Source organism: Methanooceanicella nereidis (assembly GCF_021023085.1).
Lineage (GTDB): Archaea > Halobacteriota > Methanocellia > Methanocellales > Methanocellaceae > Methanooceanicella > Methanooceanicella nereidis.
Window position 1 is genome coordinate 147,127 of record NZ_PGCK01000005.1, and the last position, 24,251, is coordinate 171,377.

Consider the following 24,251-nt stretch of genomic DNA (forward strand, 5'->3'; position numbering starts at 1 on the left):
GAGCGATAATTTAGGATACATCACATTTTTGTAAGGATCACCGGACGCGGGATGGTCAATCCCGCAGGCCTGTTATCGATGCTCCAGTCAATGTAGTTGACAAGTCCCCTGGAAATATCTATCCTGGGCCTCCATTTCAATAATATTACCGCCTTATTTACATCTGCGAGAGTGTTCTCGACATCACCTTTTTGTTTTTCTATTCTTTTTATGTTCGCGTCTTTTCCAAGGGCGTTCTCTATCTTTGAGATCAACTCTTTTACAGAGATATTATTCCCGCCGCCTATGTTAAATACCTCCCCGGTAAGGTCGCTTTTTGCGGCCAGGATATTAGCGTTGACCACATCATCAACGTACGTGAAATCGCGCGTCTGGCTCCCGTCGCCATATAAGGTGATCTCGTCCCCCCTGCTTATTGCCCTTACGAATTTATTTATGGCCAGGTCCGGCCTTAGCCTGGGACCGTAGACCGTAAAGTATCTTAAAGAAATGGACGGAAGTCCGTAATTTTTCCAGTAAAGATAACAAAGGTTCTCTGCCGCTAGTTTTGTGACGCCGTATGGCGATACCGGCCTCAATATACTCTCTTCGTTCATGGGAAGCCTCACGTTCCCGTATACTGAGGACGATGAGGAATATACGAACTTTTTGATCGGGCTGTCCTTGTAGTACTCAAGTAATTTTTGCGTAGCTGCTATGTTATTTTTAATATATATCTCGAAACTGGCGCCCCATGAAGCCCTTACGCCGGCCTGGGCGGCAAGATGGAATACGTAGTCTACTTCGGGAAACGTATCCATATTTAAAATATCGTTCTCGATAAATAAGAACCGTTCATTTTTCCGTGCTTTAGCTATGTTTGATTCCTTTATATGCCTGGGATAGTAATCTGTAAAACTATCAATACCGATGACCTTATGCCCATCGCTCAACAATCTGTCCACTACGTGGCTCCCGATAAAACCGGCACAACCGGTCACAAAGGCTCTCATGTCTGTTACCCGCTCTTCGATAGATTGGTCAATAACAATTATATAAAAATATAAATATAAATAATTAAACCATTTTTAAAATCAGGATAAAATAAACTTCTGTAATAATCCCGGTAAATCAAGAATAATCCAGCTTTTCTTAACTATGTTATTTTATCATAAAAATTAAAATATAAAAATAACAAATATTATATATAAATAAAAATTTTATAGTATATTATAAAATAATAAAATTTAAATTCAGAGAGATACTCCGGAGATGGTTGTAACAGATGCCAGTTAAGATCATGAACGAAAAAGAAACATGGGACAGTTTCATCGATGATAGCTCATATGGCTCATTATTCCACAAATGGGACTTTCTAAAGATAATCGAAAAATACAGCGGTTTTGAGTTGATCCCGTATGGCTTTTATAAAGGCAATGAATTGATCTGTCTTTTCCCCATGTTCTATAAAGTTAAAAATGGAATAAAAATGTTATTATCGCCGCCGCCCCAGGTACTGGTATATATCCCCCATCTTGGATTTGTCATGCACTCTTCTTTTAAAACTTTCAAACAAAAGAAGAAGGAGAGCTATTTAAACAGCGTCGTAAGCGAGTTCAACGAAGAGATATCAAAGATCTCCCCGAACCTTATATCGATCTATACTGTACCTGGTCTATATGACCTAAGACAGTTCATATGGACAGGCTACGATTTAAGGACCCAGTACTCATACACTATAGACCTGAATAACTCCCTTGATGACATATTTGATAATTTTGAAAAACCTTTAAAGAAAAAATTAAAACCGATGATCTCCAATAATTCGGACCTGACACTAAAACAGGTAAACGACGTCGATACGTTCGTAAATATTATGAGGGAGAGATTAGCTCCGTACGGCACAAATTTCTTTAGCACCCAGTCGCCGGATTATATTAAGGATATCTTATCCGCTTTCCCCGATAATGTCAGGCTGGCGTTCCTGTATGATAAGGACGAGATAGTGGCGATGAACGTCATATGCAAGTATAAGGGCAGGGTCACGTCCTGGATGGGTTCCCCACATATAAAAGACGGGAACTATAATGACTATTTGCTGTGGCAAACAATAAAAGAAGCAAAGGAAGAAGGATGCACGATATACGAGAACTGGGGAGCGGACACTCAGAGACTATGCCTTTTCAAGTCAAAGTTCAATCCTTCGCTTGAACTGAGCTTTAATATCAATAAAAGGGATACTCGCGGTTTACTGGCCGGATGGGCATATGACAACGTTCTTAACAGGCCTCAAATTAGGTCCCTGCTGTTAAGACATTAAGAAGAGTCTCTTTTTCTTTTTTGCCCTTCTGCTTTTTCGATGAGATGTTCTTACCCGGATCCGGACCTGAACTACCGCCGTTTATAATAAGCTTAACCGGACCCTCATCCCGAAAACGAGTAAGAATTATTTTACCTGTAACAAAATAAGGTATGGCGTTTTTAGATCGAATGTGAAACCATCTTACACTAGGACATCAATAATATATTTGTGCGCCCCCGTTTGAATATATCCTATCCCTGCCGTCGGTGATGCCGGCCAGGTCAATGTAAGCCTTCACTTCGGACCCATCGATCATTTTATAGACCACCATACGGTCGTTCATAACGTTGGCGGACCCGAGGTATAGATAGGACAGTTCATTCATGTCTCCCGGATCATCGGGGATCCAGAAAGACCTTTTTATATCCCATCCCATTAGCAATATCCGCCTATAATGATCGCCGTATATCGGAAATGCGGCAGAATCGCCGGTCATCCTGTCGAAGAACGTGACATTTCTTGCCCCCATCAGCCACTCTGCAGCCATGACATCCCTGCCGTCATATATGTAGCCGTCGATCGAAGTGTCAAGTGACAATGATATCGGCCCATCGTTTAACACTTCGAATATGACGCCGGTGTTGAATAATAAGTATATCGCCAAAAACAATGACAGTAACTTAAATGATCCGGACAGTACCTTTGACACGCTCTTTCCTGTAAAGACCGCATAGGGTATCCTTAACAGGTTCATCCACCCTAAAACGAAGAACGGAGCTAAAAATATCAGCGAGATCTGGTAAAGCCTCGTCGTATTCAGTGCGCTGGAGAAATATGGAACACAGATGGCGGATATCAGTATGACGAGAAAAATGAGCGCAAAGACAAAATACTCTTTTGTGAACCTTGTGATATTATTCTTGAAATTTACCGTTATCACGCCAAAAAAGATACAGAGCTGTGAAGCCAGGAAAAGGTAAAGATAGATCCTGTGCAGCGGGCTGATATTCCCGCCGGAAGTAGCCATAGACAGCCCCTCCGCGGATTCGGGGTTGAAAAATTCAGTGAGCAGCGATCCTGTGATCTTATCACCTACAAACACGATCGTCTCGAATGGATTGGACATGGAAGTATAAACATACCATAAGAAACAGAACATGACGAAAGCCAGGACTATCGTAAGAGGCATCGAACGGTCAGGATCGATGCGCGGTATACCCTTGAACGGCAAATGTTTTAAAATGAATAATGTGGCCCATGCTATCACAAGAGAGCCTAAAAAGATGTACGTCAATCCATAATGGGATAGCGCGAGCGAGAATGAGAACAGAATGAACATCGCGGACCATCCGACCCTGTCCATATCCCTGTTTATTATCAGAAGCACGATCAGTACAAGGAATAGCTCTGCGATCTCTTGCCTGGCCAGTGTTATCATTTCAGTGTAGAACACCACGAGCGATATGAAGAAAAATGCCGAAAAGAAAGCGAACTTTTCATTCGACTGCTTTTTAAAGACCTGGTATAGCCCCAGCGGCACAAGCGAGAATAACAGGGGATATACGACCTTGAAGACCCATACGATGTCGACGTCCATCAATATTGAAAAAATGGGAGCCAGCATCACAACGCTTAACATGGAATTGATGACATGATAAAAATCGACGTTCCAGTATCCGCTGCTTATCACGTTATCCGAAAGATATTTTTCCTGCTGGATGTCCCAGCCGACCACATATGGAGAAATAAGGGAGCTGTGAAGCAGCATCGTAACGGATATCATCAAAATTGCCAGAGGGAATAATTTTTTAGGGATGATCCGGTCGAACCCGACCATCAGGACTAACGATGCTATCAGTAAGATAAGTAATAAGATAAGCAAGTTGACATTGTAAAGATTCATCAGATATGTCCCGAAGACTGCCAATAGCGGAAGTGAAAATAATATCAGGGCAGGCGGGGAAATAAGATCTCTGAGTCCCATCCGCGGACTTTCCCCGACAGGTATCTCCACGGCATTCCTTTCCCGGATAACACATATTGTCATCAAGACGAACACTATGGCACTTATCGAGATCGCCAACGGCAGTAATGATATGGGATCCTGTATGCTAAGCAGGGGTCCGAGCATATTTAGCATGAGCCCCGTGAACATCAGTACTGACAGGCTCAGCCCGACTGAATACAATAAAGATTCCACACTCCCGATATTTCGAACGTTCAGAGACCTTAGAATCAGGGATCCGGGTATAAAGGCCAGGTATATGAGACATATGAGCGGCCTCAGGACGGGGAGGTCATATCCAAGCAACCCAATGCCAAGTACGCCTAAAAAAGCTGACTGAACAGCCAGGACCAGCCACAAATAATTTTGAGTTTTTAGATATTTCGCTTGAAATATATCAATAGCTTTCATTTCCACTCCCAAACGTCAATCATCTTATCATCCACCAATAGCGATCCCTCCCGATCTTAAACTTGTGATACCCGCTATTTTCTATGAGCGCCATCATCTGACGGCAGATGGCTTTGACCTCACATCCCTTATGAATATCAGCGCGAACGCATTGAATAAGCCCAACAGCCCTGTCAATGAGCATACAAGGAATGCCATAACATAAATGGTCTCGATATGCCTCGTAGCGTTGAACGTGTCCAGGACCATGAACATGAAAGCCATACCCATAAGGAATAATATCACACCGGGTATGCCGAAGAACAGCAAGGGATTTCTTTGTACGATGAGCTTAAATATCGGGTTTAATACGCTGAAACCATGCTTTACGGGATTGAACGTGGAGCAGTCCACATCATACCTTATATTCACCGGCACTTCGGAGATCCTTAAATTGGCCCTGGCAGCCTCTATCAACATCTCGCTTTCTATAGCCATGCCATTTTGCTGGAATGAGAAACAATCAAACGTGTTTTTGGAAAACGCCCTGAAACCGCTTTGAGAATCTGTTATATTGTACCCGGACGCAAGGTTGGTGGCGATCGTGAGGACTTCCTGGCCCACCCTGCGATACTTCGGCACGTTATGCATTCCCTTAACAATGAACCTGGAACCTATGACGATATCCGCTTTGCCGTTCCTGATCGGCTCTATGAGCAAAGGTATCTCATCCGGATTATGCTGACCGTCACCGTCAAGCAGGACCAGAATGTCAAAATTCTCTTTTTTCGCATAATAGAAAATATTTCTTATACCGGCACCTTTACCCTGATTGACCTCATGACAGATGACGTCGGCACCGGCAAGCTTCACCACTTCAACCGTGCTGTCGCGGGAACAGTCGTCGACGACGACAGTTTTATCCGAATATTTTGACGATCTCAGTATGACGCTTCCGATAGCGACCTCTTCGTTATAAGCCGGAATACCCACCAGTATGCGGAAAGTACTATCCTGAGCGAAAGATGGTGCGGGTTCGATCTGATCTGCATATACTGGACTATGACTGGAACGCTGCCCGTTACCAAACTTTTCTATAGATGAAGCCATATACGGTGTATCTCCAGGTTATTGATATTGTATATTAATATAAATTTATTTATATATTTATTTTGCTTTTTTATCGAACTTTAAGAAAAAAATCGCCTGTTGATTATTCTTTTACCCTCCGCTGAAATACTAAAAACAGTAAAAGAGGAGTCAGGTAGAAAAAAGATAATTTAACAAGAGTTAATTTTAAAAAGTGATATCATAATATTGTACGCAAAAACAATATTTGACTTACGACCTAATTGAAGTTGAACGCATATGAGACCTATTTTACAAGTAGCCCTGGATGAAATAAACCTGACCCGGGCAGTGGCTATAGCTAAAGAGGCGATAGAAGGCGGAGCCGATTATATCGAGGCAGGGACGCCCCTGATCAAGAGCGAGGGGATGAACGCCATCCGCACGCTAAAGGACGAGCTTAAAGGCCATGTGATCGTAGCGGACATGAAAACTATGGACACGGGCGCCATAGAAGTTGAAATGGCTGCCAAGGCAGGAGCCGGCATAATATCTGTGCTGGGAGCCTCGCACGACTCGACAATAGAAGACGCGATCAGGTCTGCAAGAAAATATGGCGTTAGGCTCATGGTCGATCTCATTAACATCGAGGACCCTGTGTCCAGGGCAGTGCGCCTTCAGGAACTTGGTGCCGATATTATCGGCGTACATGTAGGCGTTGACCAGCAAATGGTCGGACAGGACCCGCTGGATGTATTATCGTCCATACGAAGGTCGGTGAATATCCCCATAGCGGTCGCAGGAGGGCTTGACGCAGGATCAGCTGCCGCCGCGGCAGCGCTCGGGGCCGATATAGTCATTGTAGGCGGCAATATCATCAGGTCTAAGGATGTTACCGGCTCGGCAAGGCTTATCCGTGAAAGCATAGACAAGAAAGCGGCCGTAAGCGGGAAGATCAGAAAGTCGCTGGACGAGGAGACAAGAGAGATATTCATGCAGGTCTCGACGCCCAACATATCGGATGCCATGCACAGGCAGCCGGCCATGAGAGACATAAAACCCCTGTACGAGGGCATTAAGATGGTGGGCAAAGCCGTCACCGTACAGACATTCGCGGGAGACTGGGCGAAGCCCGTGGAGGCGTCGGACGTAGCCGGCCCCGGAGAAGTGATCGTGATCTATAACGGCAGCAACTATGTCTCGCCATGGGGAGAGCTCGCGTCCAGAGGATGCCAGCAAAAAGGCATTGAAGGAGTCGTCATAGACGGCGCCATAAGAGATGTGGACGATATTCGTAAGATCAAGTTCCCGTCCTTTGCGTCGGCCAGCGTCCCTAACGCAGGAGAGCCGAAAGGCATGGGCGAGATCAATGTGGAGATCATGTGCGGCGGGTTTAAAGTAAGGCCGGGCGACTGGATAATTGGCGATGATAACGGCGTGGTCGTGGTGCCGCAGGAAAGAGCCTATGAGATAGCGCGAAGGGCTATGGAAGTGAAAAAATCAGAGGACAGAGTTCGCGCGGAAATAGAGAGGGGTAAGACGCTCGCACAGGTCGTCGACCTGTACAAGTGGGAAAAGAAGACATAAACAAGCGGTATCCTGCGTTTATTAGTATGGAAGCGCACGAAGGCAAACAGGTATCACTAGCTCTCACCACAAAGCGCTCAACGGGCACAAGGGTACACCAGTTCCCACCACGAAGGGCGCTAAGGGCTCGAGGTTTCACAAAGGAGATTTTTAAAAAAATAACAATTATCTAAAAAAAATTTTGTGTACCTTATTCGCCTTTGTGATGAAATTGATCAAAGATAAGCTGACAGATTATAGAAATTCCCGCACATAGAACCAGGTGCAGCGTAAAGGAATATTATCTTATTGAATATGCGAGCATTTGCCAGTACTTTATCTTTTAAGCGGTTCTGACACATTTATCCATAAGTGAAGGTCCCTGTATGGCTCTGTCATATTACCGTCAGCGTAAAGCAGGAACTCCAGCTTCATGTTCGTACCCACATAGTCAGGCTTTATATCGATTACGTTTTCCCATGTCTGATTATGGGCCACTGTGATCTTATCCTGGTATATCATGCCGGAGCGTATACTGTCATTCAGCTTTAATACCAGGTCATAGGTCATGTCCCGGTACTCGTGGTTGACTATGCCAACGATGACCGACTTCGAATCGCCAAGGACGAACTTTGTCGGATAGTTCTCCGCTTTACCGCTGGGGCCCAGTATGTAAAACTCCGTGAACTTTTCTCCCTGCTTTGGGACCGCGATCACATAAACGACCATGCTGACGGACACGAGTATTGATATGATCAATATGACGGTAAGTATCCTGTCAAGACGGCCTTCCGACTTCGGAAATATCTCCGATCTGAGTTCGACGAACGCTTTATTGAAATCCACCGAAAAACGCTCATCTGGGGGCAGTGCGTGCCTCCTCTTATTCGCGATAAGGACGCATATGATAGTAAAGACAGTCAGGCATACGGTTATAGGGTCCAGCCGTATCCCCCAGGGGGTAAAGTTCAGCCCGAGCCCGATCAACGGCACGACGGCGATACTCAGTCCGAAGGACAGGGCGGCTCTTTCGATACCGTCTATATCCTTTTTATTCGGGAACAACGCGGCTATAAGAGAGTAGCCGGGTATGAAAAGGACCATTACAAGACCCAGGGCGGAACGGATGATGGTCTCGTTCAAGAACGGGATATAGATAAAGGCCAGTGTCAATATGGTGAATCCCAGTATTAACTTTAGGTCATGAGCCATATCATTGAAAAATCCCCTGAAGTCGAGGCTTATTTCCGATCCGTCGACATCTCTATCCTTTTCTGTGAACATCCGCTTCCCTCAAATAAGCATGTATACAACATTAATGGTATTACCTTTTACATCTACGCTCTCTATGCATGCCTTTCTTCCGGTGGCGTCCACTATCATGCAGCCTATCAGGCTGCATACCGGGCATCCTATCCGGGTGCATATGCTGCTGTCCTCTTTCCTTATTGACGAACACATGCCGGAATTCGCAAGGCCTTTGATCCAGACGGAGATATGGCTGGCGTCCCTCCTTACCGTAACGCCTGACGCGAGCTCCAGGCTGTTCTTGACCACGTCTATGATCTCGTTCTCCAGACCTTCGTCCGTGAACATAGCCCCGATGCTTTTTGAGTAGCTGTAAAGGCCGTATCCGGGCGGGACAAGCGATACTCCCCTGGAGCCCGGCTCGTTAACGATGAACACGTCGTTTTTCTGTATCTGGACAGGTATGTTACACCCGCCGTCCGTTTCGCATGACAGCGGCAGGAACATTTTGGTGGATCCGCCCTCCTTAGCCGGAACGTAGATGCACTTCGACCCGATGAGAAGAGAGGATAGTATATTATTTATCGTTTGCACGTTCGATATCGCCATGGCGTCTACGACCTCGCTCCTGAGATACCTGGAAGGCGAAAGGAAGTACAGGAGAATGGCGATGAAAACGACGCTCGTGCCGGACAGCAGTATCAGCATTGACATAGTGGAGCCGTCGTCGGTGACGGCCCATACGACCAGAATAATGGCGCCGAGCAGGAATAGCAGGACCGACGCCGGTTTAAGCTTCCATTTATTTTGAGCGTCGAGCTCCCGTTTTAGCATATCGCGCTGCGCCTTCAAGACAGTGACCATTTCTTGCTGTTCCGGAATAACATCACCTTCTAATATTTGTCATGCGATCATAAGACCTTGCCTGATAAATAACGCTCTCCGGGGTATCCCCGGGGCAAATATCGATGACCCTGACATCTTCCATACCTTTTATAATTAGTATACTATCCTTTACTTCTTTATATATATCAAAATATTTTTCGGAATCCGCGAGATTTTTTTCATCATACCATATATAAGGCGTCAACACTATCGAAACTGTATGCCCGTAATACCTTGCAAGGCGTATACCGTTCAGGAGACTCGTGAGCCTCATGGACATGTTTGTCATTATCACGAGGAAGGACGGCGAGTTAACGGACCCCATCGATTTCATCAGCGCTTTCATGAACCCGTCCGACCTTATGTTCGTCGTATACTCCCTTATAGTCTCTTCGATGACCGGGCCAAGTATCCCGAGGCCATCTATCTCCCGGAACGCTTTTTGACATTCCGAGGCCTTATGCAGCGTCGCCATTTTCGCAGGAAAAACATTACCGCTGTCCACGGTTTTTAAGCCTGACAGCAGATCTTTGACGCCCGCCATATGTTCCATGCCCATACCAGGCGCTTTATAGCCGACGACGTCATCCCGGGAAAAGCAAGCTATGCCCACCTTATCATTGTTCATGATAAGGTCGTTGATAATGGGGACTGCCAGCCTGATGACCGAATCCAGCTGGGATACTTCTCCGCCGGAATCCATCGACGAGTCCGCATCGATAAGCAGCATGACAGGCATCGAACGCTCCCCCTCATACTCCTTGATAATAAGAGAACCCGACTTACCGGACCTGGTCCAGTCTATACTTTTAACGCTATCGCCCGCGACATATTCCCTGGTGTTTGAAAAATCACAGCCGTGGTTCTTTTCGATCATGACGTTACTGAAATTATGGCTCGCGTACTTTCTCGCTCCCCTGAGCACCCTGTTTGACCGGAGATGTGAAGTGCCGATAGGAAGGCTTACTATGACCGGCATGGCATCTCCGCCCACGGTACCGGAGCATGTAAAGAACGTGGATGCGGGCGTGACGCGAAGCGGGCCCATGCTAAAGCTGCCGCGCCGTAAAGGCTTGAAGACCGCGGACAGTTCAACGACTGCCCCGGGGTAAAAATAAAAATCGCCATCCGTGATACTGACGATCTCGATAGTAGGATCCGCGGGCAGCGATAGGTTAACGTGGTGCCTTAACCTTCCATTATACATTATTTTAAGACCGAGACTATACTCCTCCCCCGGACACATTTGCCCGCTAGAGAAAGAGCTGACGACAGTAAAATTTCGCTTAATGTCCCTTAGCCGGAACCTTAGCGATAAGTGATCGGCGAAGATAATGGCGACGATAACGATAGCTGCGGCATAGAACAGGGCCCCTCCCGTAATAAAGCCGGTAAAGGCAAATACGAGAGAAGAGCATATACCAACGACCGCGCTATCTTTAAGCTCCATAAGAACAGCTCATGTGGGGACCGGGACCGTATTCAAAAGCTCTTCTATGACATCCGTTGACGTCACATTCTCAAGCTCATACTCGGGCTTTAATATAAGCCGGTGATTAAGGACCTTTGGAGCCAGTACCTTGACATCGTCAGGGATGACATAATGCCTTCCGTCCATCGCCGCAAGCGCCTTTGACGCCTTGAGCAGGGATATGGACGCCCTCGGGCTTGCCCCCAGCAGCAATTTTTCATGCTCCCTGGACGCCATCACGATATTCCTGATGTACATCAGTATCTTATCGTCCACATGAACGTTCTTGACGACATCTATGAGGCCCTCTATCTTCTCCCCTGTGAGAACCTTTCCAGCACTCAGGGGCGCGGCACCGTTCCTGGACTTGAGGATATTTAGCTCTTCATCGAACGAGGGATAGCCTACATCAAGCTTGAACATGAAACGATCTATCTGGGCTTCCGGCAGCGGGAAAGTCCCCATGACGTCTATGGGGTTCTGGGTGGTAATGACTATGAACGGGTGCGGCAGCGGGACAGTCTTACCGTCTATCGATACCTGCTTCTCTTCCATAGCTTCAAGAAGCGCGGACTGGATCTTCGGCGATGCGCGGTTGATCTCGTCGACCAGCAGGATATTGGTGAAAATAGGGCCTAAGTGAACTTCGAAATCGCCGATCTTCTGATTGTATATCGATGCTCCGATGATATCTGACGGCATTATGTCCGGCAGGAACTGTATCCTTTTAAATCCCAGGCCGGTGGCCTGAGCGAATGTCTTGGCCAGAGTGGTCTTCGCCACCCCGGGCACGCCTTCGAGCATAATGTTGCCCCCGGCCAGCAGGGCTATGAAAATATCCGTAATAAGTTCATCTTTACCGATAATGACCTTTCCGACCTCGCCGACGACACTATCGACCATGGTCTTGAAACTATCCATATCGTAAAGGACTTTTTCACTAACTTCAAATGCCATTCGGATCTCCTACAATTTTTTCTTGATCTCCCTCAGGTCTTTTTCTTTCAGAGGAAGCTTTAACCTCATATAATCTACGATAGAAGCTTTAACATCGATCTTTTCCGGCCCTTCCGTAACGGGCTTACGGAATAGTCGTATTATTTGGTAGCGCTGAATATAAAGGTAACCCGTAGCGAGCACCACCAGAATGAATAGCGACTGTGCCAGAAAGTCGTGTCTCAGGACATATAATACGCGGGCAAGAGGCGATATCTCCTGGCCGTGCGAAGAGTCAAGATACACTGTCCCGCCGCCGAGGATGTTGGACGCGAGTATAGCATTGTCGCCCTTATCCAGCATGCTGTTGATCATGATGTCCGGGTCGCCTATGACAACGAGCTTACCGCTGCCATATATCATTTCGGCGGCGACGGGATACGACCCGAATTTTTCGATGCCGTCGATCAGACAATTATCGTTGAGGTCCAGCCAGCCCAGGCCGGAGGTATACACAATGATTTCGGCCCCTTCCTTTACGTCAAGTGATACCGGATGATTGAACACGGCACTGGTGACGTTATCCGTCACGCCCGAAGGCAGTATGCCGGTGACAAGCGGAAAAGACGGCCTCTTATAATATTCTTCTTCCTGGCATAGCGGAACCTGGACAAGGGATATCGATGAGCCGACTTTATCGAGAAGGCTGTTAGACGTGCCGTAATCGTCCATCACGATCACCTGTCCGCCGTCGTTCATGAAAGACAGTATCATCGCCGATTCCGCATCGGTATAATTCACAGAAGGCGATACGATCAACAGTTTATCCTCATTGCCGGAGTAAGAAAGGCCGTCTAAAGTGTAGAGCGGACGAACATGCCCGCTGTACGCCAGTGATGCCATCCCGTTCCACAAGGGGTTCGAAGGGCTAAAGTCATTCTCGGTGACGTACAACCTCCCTATGAACAGCAGGACCACTATGGTCGCGACGACGATGAGCAAAAGCGTGACCCGCTTCATTCGGTATCCTCCGAAACGCTGCCCATCAGGATATTGATAGTCCTCAGGCCATCCAGCGCCCTGTATGCTTCATCCTCGCTGATGTCTCCCTCGCCATAGCTGACTACCTCATATCTGGAGATGATCGGCTTCAGCGGCTCCTCGAGCGACATGTCTTTCTGTACGACGTGACGGTAAAACTCCCTGTGGGTCGCAGAATCCGGCGTTTCTAAGCCGTATTTCCCGGCAAGCATTTTCACCGCCTCATAGATGAGCTTTATAGAACCCCGGTAATCTCCGCTTTCGATATGGCGGGTAATGTCGGCCACGCTCTTATCAAAGTCATACCCGGACGTGGTTAAGACCTCCGTCGATACTGGCTCGGGTAACGGCTCCAGGACCGCGGGCTTTACGACACGCGACCTGTCACGCATATGGCGCCTTAAACCGCCGAACCATGCTGCCGCAGCTATTACGACAGCCAGGACGATAATGAACAATATTGCAGCCTGGGCCTTTCCGACAGGCATTACAAGTAAAAAGCCGCCATTATACACGCCGCCTGATAACAGCCCGCCGTCATCATCTAAAAAGACCTCGACTCTCCCGATACCGGAAATATCGCCGCCGGACACGGCATAAGATACGTTGAACTTTCCTTCCCCGTCCGTAACCGTCGTACCGATGACAATGCCCGAAAAGCTCACGTTTAACGGTTTTCCGGGGATGGCTTTACCATCATAGTTTTGCAAAGTTCCGTTCACCGTCAGCGTATCTTCCGGGAACAAAACCAGCGGCATTCCATCGAACATGACCGCCGGATCGGACACCTTAAATATCGCCTCGCAGACATCGCTTTTTGAGCCATGCACCGCAGTATTTGGCCCCGGAGAGAATTCGGAGTATATCTGCTGTGTTCCAGGCAGGATATTATAGGGTATCGAGGCCTGTACGACATAGCGGCCGTCATTATCGGTGGTGCCGGTCCCCGTGACGACCCCGTCGGCATATATCTTTACCTTCGCGCCGGAGACCGGGAGTCCTGAGAATGTCTTCAGCACGCCTTCGAAACGGGCATCATCCCCGCCGGTGAAAATATCGTCAGGATCGCCCAGCGTCAATATTGAATCCTGCATGGATACATCCAGCGAGGCATATCGGGACGTCGAGCCTAACAGGATATCATCGGAATAAGATCGAGTGTATTCGGAATATATTTCACATGTCCCGCCCGGTGTGTAGGGGCCTATATTTAATGAATAGACATATGACCCGTCCTCAGCCGTCCTCACCGGGCCGTATGGCACGCCATTTAAAAATATCCTGACAGGCTTGCCGAAGATACCTGCACCTTCCTCCGTGCAAAGCATTCCTGACACTGTCACCGTATCGCCATAGGACGCGTTCGACGGATAGACATTAATAGAAAGGGCGGTGCTTTCCTCCGAGACATTGAGCTCGAGGACGTCGCTTATGGATGGCGACAGTGCCTCCTTTTCCGGCCTGAACTCGGAATATGCCTTAATATTACTCTTGAAGATCGTTAAAGGTATCCGGTAAACGACATAACATCTCCCGGAGGGATCGGTCACCGCGGTACCCGCCAGCCTGTTCTCTACGTAGAAGCTCACTTTTGAGCCGGACACGGGAAGCCCGTCCTTATCGGTCAGCACGGCATCAAGCCTCACATCATCGCCTACAGATAGCTCTTTTTTATCCGAGGATATCTCCAGCCGGGTACCGCCGAGAAGAACGTCGATGGGCTTCTCCCTCTCTTCCAGCTTGCCATGATAATCATCCAGGACGAGAAGGAAATCGGAATAAAGGCGGTTCACGTCATGGCCCATATTTTCCGCAGACTCTTTTATGGCTGTGACGTTCTCCCAAACATTCCTGTTCGCTTCGCTTATCTCCCGGTACGTTTCCTGCAGGCTCACGGCATACGCGATATAGGCGTCCCGGTCATCGTCACGTAGAGCTTCCTCGTACTTCTCATAATAAACGGAATAGTTTTCAGACTCGAACACTAAGGTCCTTATGTCCTCCATCGCCAGGTCCCCGATATTAACGATGTCGCCATACTCCGTATCAGTCATGTCGAGCCGTTCTATGAGGGCCTTAAAACTATCGTAGGACCCGGAGAGCCGGTCATAATTTAGCCTGGCCCCGTTGAAGTCAGAGCTGTTCAGGCAGGAAGCGATCTGCTCCATGGAGTTGAACATATCCGCCATCGCCATGAGTATGCGATAATCCATGTCAACCTGTTTTATAGAGGTCAGGTTACCGGGATCCTCATGGACGACCTGGGCCGAGGACGGTGCCATGGCAAAGGAAGCGACAAGAAAAGAAAAAAGTAACACTATATATGCAGCTGACCTTAAGGCTTCCTTCATACGCTATTCCATCCCCTTACGACCGATATTCCAGGCTATATCCCGATACCCAATATATCAAGGACCTTCTTTATGACTATGAAACTGAACATTAGCAGTCCTATGAATATTACGATATTTACCCTCGACCGCCATTTAGGCTTTGTGGTAAAAGGGCCGGAGAGTTCCACCAGGATAAGGAAACCTATGAGACAAAGCACGAAGAAGTACTCATAGTTCAGGCTTTGAAACACGGCAAGCAGCGCAAGGATAACGAATACCCATAACGCAAATGCATAGACTAACTTCTGGCTCTTCGTAAACATTCAAGGTCTTATTTTACTTATAATATATTATAATTAATCTTCGGATTTAATACTTTAGGAAAAATTGAAAAATAGTATCCATCGCCAGAGTGTAAAATTATTTTTAAAGGGATTAACTTAAAATCCGTAAACAAAACAAACATAAATAAATAAACCGATAGAAAATATTATTTACAGCGGAAATATTTACCCCTGCACGATTAACTTTATATAATCAGCCTAATAATTTAGTTAGGAGGGGGGTTAAATGACCAGTTATCGGTATAAATACATTTGTACCTTAATCGCTTTACTCATTGTCATCACCATATTTTCAAATACCGCCGGAGCGATCTCAGGAGTGAGCGCTTTCCGCATAATAAACGGCTCTTCCCCGGGTGTTCCCGGATATGAGCCCGGAGATGTCTTTACAGTAGAGGTCAACTATTCTGTGACAGGTACCAGCTATCTTGTAACTATCAAAGAGGATCTTCCGCAGGACTGGGAGGTCCTGGAAAGCACGGAAAAATTCACCAGGGATCCCGCGAGCAACATAATTAAGTGGAACATAACAAGCCCGTTAAGCGGAGTCAGCAGCGGTGCGATCAAGTATCTTGTAAAGATACCTGAAACGGCATCCGGCACATACGAGATAAGCGGGGAGACATCCTGGTACGAAAGCTACGATGGCGTAAAGAATAACGTGCCATCCGGGACATCTTCTGTCGGCATATCGACCGTCAACGTGATATCGGACGAAGAGAATAACGGACCCGCGATCTGGATATATGAGCCGGAGGAGATGTCGGGGGACGGAGATGAACATCTCGAGAACATGGAAACGGCATACTTCGAATATATGATAATTGACGACGACGTCATAAGCTCATACACAGTATATATTAACGGCCATGTATCAGACAGTGCCACAGGCGTAGGCTCCACAGAGGTAAGCGAAAGCTCAAGCGCCAGAATGACCGTGCAGCCCGGCATGAGGAATATCATAAAGATCGTAGCGACAGACCTGAACGGCCATGTCTCCGAGTTTTCCAGGGACATATACGTGCCGTATTATAACAACGAGGCCTGGATGAAAGTGGAATGGAACGGCATGGAAGCGGGCTTCGCGGTAGCGGGCATGGGCAGTTCCGCGACCGACGGAAACTGGACGTTCCTGCACGGGGGAAACCAGCTTCAGTTCCCGCATACGACATTCAGCTATTCGGGACCGGCAGCCATCAATAAGTACTATTCATTCGGCGGAATATCGTATATCCCCGGACTGAATACTTTTTCCGGCTCAATGATCGATCTCGACGCGACACCGAAATCATATCGTGAGATTCCTTTTGAGACATACCCGGTCTACGTGGAAGGCAATGACAGCGAGAACGACGTAACTGCGTATTTCATGGGAAGCCCGGACATGAGCTACCAATACTTTAACGTGTCTCTTTTGGACCTAACTTTGATCTCGGATAAGATCGACTTCACGGACGCGAGCACGATTAAACAAAGTATAAAGGGACTTTCATTTTCCGACATATCCGGCTCGCTGGTCAGAAGCACAGGGTTAAGGACGAACGGCACCGGCGACCTGGAGATAGATGGTAACGACATACCTGAGCTGAACAATATGGCGCAGGGATACTACGCTCTTGTCATAATGGACTATAACCTTCCTAACACACCCTCTCTCATTAGCGCAGCGCCGATATTCGTGGCGAAATACGACATGAGCATGGAACAGGTCATCAATCCTGAAAGACCGGCCCCGATGCCCGGAGACCCTATAACATACACACTGTCTTTGGATCCGGCGCCTTCAGTGTCGCCCTCAAAGAAATATGTCTATATCACGGCCATGATACCGGAATCGGAATATTCGGCCGCGTTCGATCTCTCGACGGACGGCACGGCCAGCGGAACTACGCTTGACTTTAACGGCTTCAGCCTGATAGAAAAGTTCACGATGTCTTCGGAGGGCAGGGAATTTTACATCGACGGCCTCGCGACGCATGAAATGATAAGCACGGACACCAGCATCTCTGAATTGAAGGACATGTTCTTCGACGAGATAAACGCCTCGGACATCGCGATGGTGTTCGGCACCACCGAGAATACCGAGAACGTGGACCTGGTCCTGCAGACAAAGGCATCAATGCCACAGGGAAGATACGTCGTGATAGGCGCAGTGATCGAAAGGGACACGGGAAGGCTGGCAGCCCTGGAACAGACCGATATGTACCTGGGTATCACAACGTACACTTTGAACCTTAAACAGGGATGGAACCTGGTATCCATACCGGTCATCCTCGACAATAAGAGCATATACAGCGTGTTCCCCGGAGATACGATGAATAACATTTCCATGGTATGGGAGTACGACAGTTCCGAGACCGATCCTGCGAACAGGTGGTCATACTTTACGACAAAGACTGACGTTTACGAACAGGGCTCACTGACATCCATAGATGAGCGTCTGGGCTACTGGGTAAAATGCTACTACGCCATGGACCTTACACTACAGGGAGTCCTGCCTGAAGAAGATACGGTAATTTTAAACACGGGCTGGAACCTTGTGGGGAACCCGACACTGACGGACCGTAACGTGCATGACGTCTACGGCAGCGCAAAAATGGTATGGGAATATGACAGCCTGGAGCCTGACGCAAATAACAGATGGTCATACTTCACGACAAAGACTGACGTTTACGAGCAGGGAAGCCTGACTACCCTCAGAGCGGGTTACGGGTACTGGGTAAAGATCGAATAGGAGGAAACGAGATGGGTAAAAATTCATTAAGAGTCATAATGGCCGCGGCCATTATTCTATTATTTGTCTTTTCAATAATGGATAGCGCAGTAGCTATAGATCCCGGCGACATACCGCCGGGGATACCGACACCAGTGCCTAAAGCCACTTCGACTCCGCCCAGCTCGAGCGGCGGAAGCTCATATGACTACTCACCGCCAGTATTCCAGCCTTACGAGATAATGGTCTTGAACAGCGCAGGCGAAGTCATAGGTACGGTCAAAGGCATATCCGCCAGCGATATACGGCTGCACGTACAGCAAGGCGGGTGGGATAACGGATACAACTATGAGATGGTAATTGACGCGAAGCTGAACGGAAAGCCGGTCAATCCGATCATTGACATCGCCTTTAAGTCCCCGGAGGGTGCAAGCCTGCCTGAAGGGTTCATCGATCCGAAAGTCCTGGCAGTAGCCGAGGTAAATGCGAAGAGCGATAACGGCTGGGACGTAACTCACGGCACTTCTAAGCTGACCGTCAAGATCCCCGGGCCGATAAAGAATTACGGTAGCAGCGATAAATTTTACGTCCTGAGAAATGCAGGCGGCAGTTACGAGATGATAGAAGTCAGGCCATCGGGCAGCACTGACGGACAGGAAGTCTCGTTCGAGATAAACTCTCCGAACGGGTTCACATCGACATTTACTCTGGTAAAAGTGTTGACAGCGATACCGACGCCTGAGCCTACACCGACACCGACGCCTGAGCCTACACCAGTGACCGAGCAGACAGGGATCAATACCTGGACCATATTACTGGGCATATTGACGCTCTTTGCGATGGCAATAACGATATTCTACTTCCTGGTGCTGGCTAGAAGAGGTAAATAAAGACAGTGGAGTATGATCACTCCACTATTTTTCTTTTATTTCCTAAACATTTAAAGCGTATTTTATATGGAAATATAATGCTAATGTAAAAGTATAAGAAGTAAAAAAGGAGAAATTAATTTTAATTATTCAGAAAAAATCGTAATGTTCTGTTTACGACCGGGGATGTCCATATTGCTTAGATCAATTAAATTTCTCGCAGCTATCACCGTACTGATGATCGGCATATCGTGCCTGCCAATATTCTCTTTCACCGCGAGTGCCGCAGGCGTTCAGATACTATCGGGCTCTCCCGGAGACGTCATTTCATATAGCGGCCAGAGCGGGCCAAACTCCTTAGTTACCATGGAGGTCTCTGCAAGCATAAGCGTGAATACGTGGACATCCGGCGATAATAAGCGTTATGAAAAGAGCCTCAACGGTGTGAACATACCGGGCGGATCCAACAGCATGAGCATATCGACATATCCTGTCGACACTTTGACCGTTACCGGCGGGCCTTCCTGGGCAGGGGGCCTTGGATATTCGATGACTGGAAGTGTCTCAAACAATCGCGGCTCTTTTAGCATGAGTAATGTTCCCGGAGGAAAATATAACATCGTAGTATCGGGTATCTCTAACGGCTCATCTCAGTCTGTCAGTATGTCCGTGAAAGCATCGCAGAAAGTAAGCGCGGATGCGGACGGGAAGTTTTCTGTCAGCCTTGACACCGGCGGCTTGCCTGCAGCCGTATATAGTGTAAAGCAGAACGGCATGGAAGTTGCCTTAGTATATCTTGGAGTGACCCCTCCGGCCACTCCGACACCTGTGCCGACTCCGGTCATCACGGCAACCCCGACGGCGACGTCTTCTCCGACGGTCAGCCCTACGGTCGTGCCTTCAGATAAACCGACCATAACACCGACGGCTGAACCTACGGCCATACCGAGCCCGACGCCATCCATAGTGCTGGAGAAAAAGCCTGAACAAGGCCAGAGTAATCCCATATCGGATTTCATTAGCTGGCTGGTAATGATGATCTCAGGATCTGATACGCAGGATGGTACTACGACCGAAAATACCTGGCCGACGATAAATACTATATTTATCATCCTGACATTGTTCGCGTTCGGAGCGATCATCGTCGATATAATGATGAAGAGGAAAAAATAAGATACGGGGATCCGGAATCCCCGTGTTTATTTTGACATTTACCGAGTGCTATGGACCTTTAGTATTATCTGCTGTGCCTGTCGGATGGCAGGTAGACGCGTAATTTCACGAAAACACGGAAACACTAAAATTTTTTATATGATTTTTAAGGTCTCCAAAGCACTAAAAGTTGACTCACTAAACCTCTAAGGCTCTAGTATCACCGTCAACGCACTAATGTCCCAAACGCCCGGCTCAACGCGCTAACCTCTCAAAGTCACTAACGCTAAAACAAGACCCGAAGATTCTCCAAGGGCACGAAAGTTTAATGGCCCGGTTGACGTTTCGTTTTATCGATGCCATCCTGGACTTTTTTTTCTTTTTGTTAAATTGAAACCGAAACCGGGATATTGAATTTTCGTGTTTTGGAGAGGTTCGAGGTTTGTTTTAGCGTTTGTGAATTCGAGGATTTAGTGCATTGAGCCGGGCGTTTGGGACATTAGTGCGTTGACGATGATACTAGAGCCTTAGAGATTTCGTGAGTAACTCTTAGAGAATTTCGTGCCCTTAAAAAATCATATAAAAAATTTTAGTGTTTCCGTGTTTCTGTGAAATTATGTGTCTACCTGCCATCCGAAAAGAAACAACAGCCATCATCCCGAACATGCTGAAGGACCATAAATAAGAAAGATTTAACTTTATTCATAACTTATTATAGAATGATGCAGTCCTTCTCAGTCCTTCTTACGGGCGGTCTCGGCCAGGTAGGATCTTATTTATGCGAAGAATTACTCGGGAACGGCCATGATGTCGTAATACTCGATAACATGTCATCGACCGTCAATATATGCCCGGAAAAGGCTAAATTCGTCAAAGGCGATATCAGGGATAAAAAGACCGTCGAAGAGCTGATGAGAGATTCGGACGCTGTGATCCATTGCGCGGCACAGATATTTGTCACCTATTCTATTGAAAACCCTCTTTTTGACGCGGAAAATAACGTTATAGGCACGCTGAACCTGCTTGACGCTGCCAGGAACAGCGATATAAAGAGATTCGTGTACTTTAGCTCCGCCGCAGTGTACGGAGACCCTGTCAGGCTTCCCGTCGACGAGACACACCCGCAGGACCCGATGTCCCCGTACGGCGTAAGTAAGCTTTCAGGGGAGAAATACGCGCTGGCATTCAATAAGATATATGGCCTTCCTTCGACCGCCATAAGGCCGTTCAACATCTACAGCCCCAGGCAGGATCCGTCTAACCCTTATAGCGGAGTGATATCTAAATTCATCGACAGGGCAGGTTCAGGGATGAACCCGATAATTTTCGGCGACGGCTCCGCCACCAGAGATTTTGTCTCCGTGCACGACGTAGTTGATATGGTCATGCTGATGCTGGAGAAAGAGGCCGCTGTCGGTAAAGTGTTTAACTGCGGTACCGGCAACATTACCAGGATAGACGAGCTTGCAAGGACCGTTATAGAGCTTTACGGTAAACCGGGCCTGGAACCGGAATTTTTGGCAGAGAGGCCGGGGGATATTAAGTATAGTTATGCAGATATTTCGCGGGCTAAAAAATTGCTGGGATATGAGCCTAAAGTCGCTTTGAGGGACGGGTTAATTGATATGATAGAATTCAAAAAGATGAATCAGGCCAAATCGACCGACGCTCAATAGAGATCTGACATCCTGTAAAACGTCAGGTTATTATCATGAGCATATTTTAGCACTGCTTCGAGCCTCTCGTAGGATATGACTTTTTCAGTGCTGTTGTCGACAGTATAGTTTATTGGCTGGTGCGTGAAAAATATGACCGTCTCGTTGTGCTCTTTAGCTCTTTGCAGCCCTTCGAGGATCTCTTCGGTCGTTATATCCTCGCTGTCATCTATGCAAACTGACGCTACGACCCTGTCGCCGTTGAACTTGTAGTATGCCTCGTTCGCGTCCTTGATATTATCGATGTTGGAGCCGGTCGTCACCCTTAAGCGCTTAAAATATTTTAGCAGCGCAGCATCGGTCTGAGAGCTATGGGAGCCATACGGATATGCGAAGCTCCTCGGGAAAAACCCTTTTTTGTTCATGGCGCCGATAGCCGAAAGTATCTCTGCGTCCAGATATTCTTCGATCGTATTGTTCGCCAGATAACAATCGGCATGGACATGGTCCAGCCCATGGCACCCGATCTCATGCCCGTCCTTTCTTAAGTCCTTTAATTTCTCGATGTCGGACGTATTGAGATCATCGAAACCGGATACCATAAAGGTGACTTTTGCATCGTATTTTTTTAGCATGTCGCGGATGGCATACCAGTCGCTAACGTAGTTATCGTCGAAAGTGATGACCACACCAGGCTTGCCATTGCCATTTATGTCGAAAAGAGACCCGTTCACTGAAAAAACAGTGACAGAGGTCACGAAAACTATTATCAGAATGACACCGAGGTATTTTGGATCAGGCAAAAGGTGTTTAAGCCCTTCCATATAAATGATTTATAACGTTATTTATATATTAAACTTATTATAACAATAAGTGTTCTATACATTATAATTTTACTTAAAATGAGTTGCGTTAGCCGTTATCATTGATGATAGAGATAGTCAAGAAATTACCTATTGAAAAGAATCGTCTTACAGATGTAAAATGAGTGCCACGCCTAATAATATGACGAGTATCATAAGGAGTATAATATATCTCGTTCTCAGGAACAGCACTTCTATCCGATGCATGACTTTAATTTGTTAATTCTTATCAGATTTAAAATTTTTCCCAAAAATTTCATATATTTCTAATAAATTACCTTCAGGAATAGCCTCATCGATATTTATACCAAAATAATTCTGCATCTGGCTGATCTTTTCAAATTCCCTTTCTACGTTCATATGCGTCTTTGACTGCTCCCTGGTCTTTATTTCAGGCTCCGTTATCGTGCGCCTGTTGTAGAGGAGCAGGTATGTTATGACTATGTCGCCGATCCAGCAGGGCACGTTCTCCATCGAGAGGCATGATATCGTATCGCGGTTAAGCATTATTTCTACGCCTGGCTGGGGGTCTTTTATGCCGTTGGGATATGCTTTTCTGAAAAGTATGTTTTCGCAGTCTTCGACCAGGACCCTGTCGTAGTTGCCGTCCTGGAAGAACAGGGACTTTCTGACCCTTTTTGGTATGACGGCATCGTACCCGGAACTTTTTCCGAGTTCATATAATCTTCGTATTTCGGAGAAATAGAACTGATCGTCTCCGTCAGTGATTATGAGCTCGTTGGCATTATGCTCTTTGGCGTGGTCGATGATTATTCTTAGCGGCTCTGTAAGGCCTGACGGCTTTTGGCTGTAATAAAGGACTTTGTCGCAGAGACCTTTTATTTTTTCGGACGGATCATCGCCGCAGACTGCCAGTACGATCTTTGCACCGGGAAAATGTTTCCTGGCGTCGGTTAACTGCGAGAGAAGAATAGGTTCGTCGTTATCCAGTAATGCGCGAATGCCGATGATCAACATATGACTATAAAGGAGAGCGGAGAGATGTTAAATATTTTGGAATTTTCTTCTATATCTATATGGTTGTGCCTGACGGATGGCAGGTAGGCACGTGACCTCACAGAAACACGGAAACACTAAAATTTTTTATATGATTTTTTAAGGGCACGAAATTCTCTAAGAATTTACTCACGAAATCTCTAAGGCTCTAGTATCACTGTCAACGCACAAACACCTCGAACGCCCGGCTCAACGCACTAACCTCTCTAAGTCACCAACTCTAAAACAAGGCCCGAACATTCTCCAAAGCACTAAAGTTTAATATCCCGGTTTGTGTTGTAAAAAATTTGGTGTGGTCCTGGTTTAGTATTCTTGTTATCCCCCTTCCAATGTTCTGATCGTTGAAATTTATAAGAAGACCGAGTCTTTTTCCGCTAAGCCTTAAGTTGTTGAGTAACTGGGCTTTATGTATAG

At 47.0% G+C, this 24,251-nt stretch carries 19 protein-coding genes; 6 read left to right on the top strand and 13 right to left on the bottom strand.

The features are described from left to right. Nucleotides 1-20: 20 nt before the first annotated feature. Complete coding sequence (locus CUJ83_RS07695) at nt 21-992, bottom strand: NAD-dependent epimerase/dehydratase family protein (RefSeq protein ID WP_230741712.1); 972 nt, start codon at nt 990-992, stop codon at nt 21-23. Nucleotides 993-1,264: 272 nt separating this feature from the next. Between CUJ83_RS07695 and CUJ83_RS07700 the strand changes: the two genes are divergently transcribed. Further along, entirely contained in the window at nt 1,265-2,299 is a 1,035-nt protein-coding gene (locus tag CUJ83_RS07700; RefSeq protein ID WP_230741713.1) for a GNAT family N-acetyltransferase, read from the top strand. Nucleotides 2,300-2,495: 196 nt separating this feature from the next. On the opposite strand, the gene CUJ83_RS07705 is transcribed toward CUJ83_RS07700, so the two are convergent. Next, nucleotides 2,496-4,697 carry a DUF2206 domain-containing protein gene (locus tag CUJ83_RS07705; RefSeq protein ID WP_230741714.1) on the bottom strand — a complete coding sequence of 734 codons (2,202 nt, stop codon included), beginning with the start codon at nt 4,695-4,697 and terminating at the stop codon, nt 2,496-2,498. A 93-nt stretch (nt 4,698-4,790) separates the two neighbouring features. Further along, on the bottom strand, nt 4,791-5,786 hold the full coding sequence (locus CUJ83_RS07710) for a glycosyltransferase family 2 protein (protein ID WP_230741715.1): 996 nt from the start codon (nt 5,784-5,786) through the stop codon (nt 4,791-4,793). 258 nt (nt 5,787-6,044) lie between these two features. On the opposite strand from CUJ83_RS07710, the gene hxlA reads away from it, so the two are divergent. Beyond that, nucleotides 6,045-7,331: a 3-hexulose-6-phosphate synthase gene (gene hxlA, locus CUJ83_RS07715; protein WP_230741716.1), complete on the top strand. Its 1,287-nt coding sequence runs from the start codon at nt 6,045-6,047 to the stop codon at nt 7,329-7,331. A 315-nt stretch (nt 7,332-7,646) separates the two neighbouring features. Here the strand turns inward: hxlA and CUJ83_RS07720 are convergent, their stop codons facing one another. The 7 genes from CUJ83_RS07720 to CUJ83_RS07750 form a co-directional block, all read right to left on the bottom strand. Then, nucleotides 7,647-8,522, bottom strand: coding sequence for a DUF1616 domain-containing protein (locus CUJ83_RS07720; protein ID WP_369423949.1), 876 nt, complete (start codon nt 8,520-8,522; stop codon nt 7,647-7,649). 81 nt (nt 8,523-8,603) lie between these two features. Then, the gene (locus CUJ83_RS07725; protein ID WP_230741718.1) at nt 8,604-9,422 is read right to left on the bottom strand and encodes a DUF7982 domain-containing protein; all 819 of its coding nucleotides are present in this window, start codon (nt 9,420-9,422) and stop codon (nt 8,604-8,606) included. A 22-nt stretch (nt 9,423-9,444) separates the two neighbouring features. Next, nucleotides 9,445-10,893, bottom strand: coding sequence for a DUF58 domain-containing protein (locus CUJ83_RS07730; protein ID WP_230741719.1), 1,449 nt, complete (start codon nt 10,891-10,893; stop codon nt 9,445-9,447). A 9-nt stretch (nt 10,894-10,902) separates the two neighbouring features. Continuing rightward, nucleotides 10,903-11,871, bottom strand: a complete 969-nt coding sequence (locus CUJ83_RS07735; protein ID WP_230741720.1) for an AAA family ATPase — start codon at nt 11,869-11,871, stop codon at nt 10,903-10,905. Nucleotides 11,872-11,880: 9 nt separating this feature from the next. Next, complete coding sequence (locus CUJ83_RS07740) at nt 11,881-12,870, bottom strand: DUF4350 domain-containing protein (protein WP_230741721.1); 990 nt, start codon at nt 12,868-12,870, stop codon at nt 11,881-11,883. Next, nucleotides 12,867-15,242 (bottom strand): DUF4129 domain-containing protein, encoded by a 2,376-nt coding sequence (locus CUJ83_RS07745; RefSeq protein ID WP_230741722.1) that lies wholly within the window; start codon nt 15,240-15,242, stop codon nt 12,867-12,869. The genes CUJ83_RS07740 and CUJ83_RS07745 overlap by 4 nt, the downstream gene beginning before the upstream one ends. A 35-nt stretch (nt 15,243-15,277) precedes the next feature. Continuing rightward, entirely contained in the window at nt 15,278-15,547 is a 270-nt protein-coding gene (locus tag CUJ83_RS07750) for a DUF8044 family membrane protein (protein WP_230741723.1), read from the bottom strand. A gap of 247 nt (nt 15,548-15,794) precedes the next feature. Here CUJ83_RS07750 and CUJ83_RS07755 point away from each other — a divergent pair, with 247 nt between their 5' ends. The 4 genes from CUJ83_RS07755 to CUJ83_RS07770 all read left to right on the top strand — a co-directional run bounded on the left by CUJ83_RS07755 (nt 15,795) and on the right by CUJ83_RS07770 (nt 21,978). Next, entirely contained in the window at nt 15,795-18,302 is a 2,508-nt protein-coding gene (locus CUJ83_RS07755; protein ID WP_230741724.1) for a TIGR04279 domain-containing protein, read from the top strand. Between the two features lie 11 nt (nt 18,303-18,313). Then, nucleotides 18,314-19,171 carry a hypothetical protein gene (locus tag CUJ83_RS07760; protein WP_230741725.1) on the top strand — a complete coding sequence of 286 codons (858 nt, stop codon included), beginning with the start codon at nt 18,314-18,316 and terminating at the stop codon, nt 19,169-19,171. A 174-nt stretch (nt 19,172-19,345) separates the two neighbouring features. Continuing rightward, nucleotides 19,346-20,323, top strand: a complete 978-nt coding sequence (locus CUJ83_RS07765; protein WP_230741726.1) for a PT domain-containing protein — start codon at nt 19,346-19,348, stop codon at nt 20,321-20,323. Nucleotides 20,324-21,024: 701 nt separating this feature from the next. After that, nucleotides 21,025-21,978 carry an NAD-dependent epimerase/dehydratase family protein gene (locus CUJ83_RS07770; RefSeq protein WP_230741728.1) on the top strand — a complete coding sequence of 318 codons (954 nt, stop codon included), beginning with the start codon at nt 21,025-21,027 and terminating at the stop codon, nt 21,976-21,978. Here CUJ83_RS07770 and CUJ83_RS07775 read toward each other — a convergent pair. From CUJ83_RS07775 to CUJ83_RS15895, 3 genes are all read right to left on the bottom strand, one after another. Continuing rightward, nucleotides 21,972-22,781 carry a polysaccharide deacetylase family protein gene (locus CUJ83_RS07775; protein ID WP_230741729.1) on the bottom strand — a complete coding sequence of 270 codons (810 nt, stop codon included), beginning with the start codon at nt 22,779-22,781 and terminating at the stop codon, nt 21,972-21,974. The two genes, CUJ83_RS07770 and CUJ83_RS07775, sit on opposite strands and share 7 nt — an antisense overlap. 258 nt (nt 22,782-23,039) lie before the next feature. Next, complete coding sequence (locus CUJ83_RS07780) at nt 23,040-23,798, bottom strand: hypothetical protein (RefSeq protein WP_230741730.1); 759 nt, start codon at nt 23,796-23,798, stop codon at nt 23,040-23,042. A gap of 259 nt (nt 23,799-24,057) precedes the next feature. Further along, nucleotides 24,058-24,249, bottom strand: a complete 192-nt coding sequence (locus CUJ83_RS15895) for a GxxExxY protein (protein ID WP_369423951.1) — start codon at nt 24,247-24,249, stop codon at nt 24,058-24,060. Between the last annotated feature and the right edge of the window lie 2 nt (nt 24,250-24,251).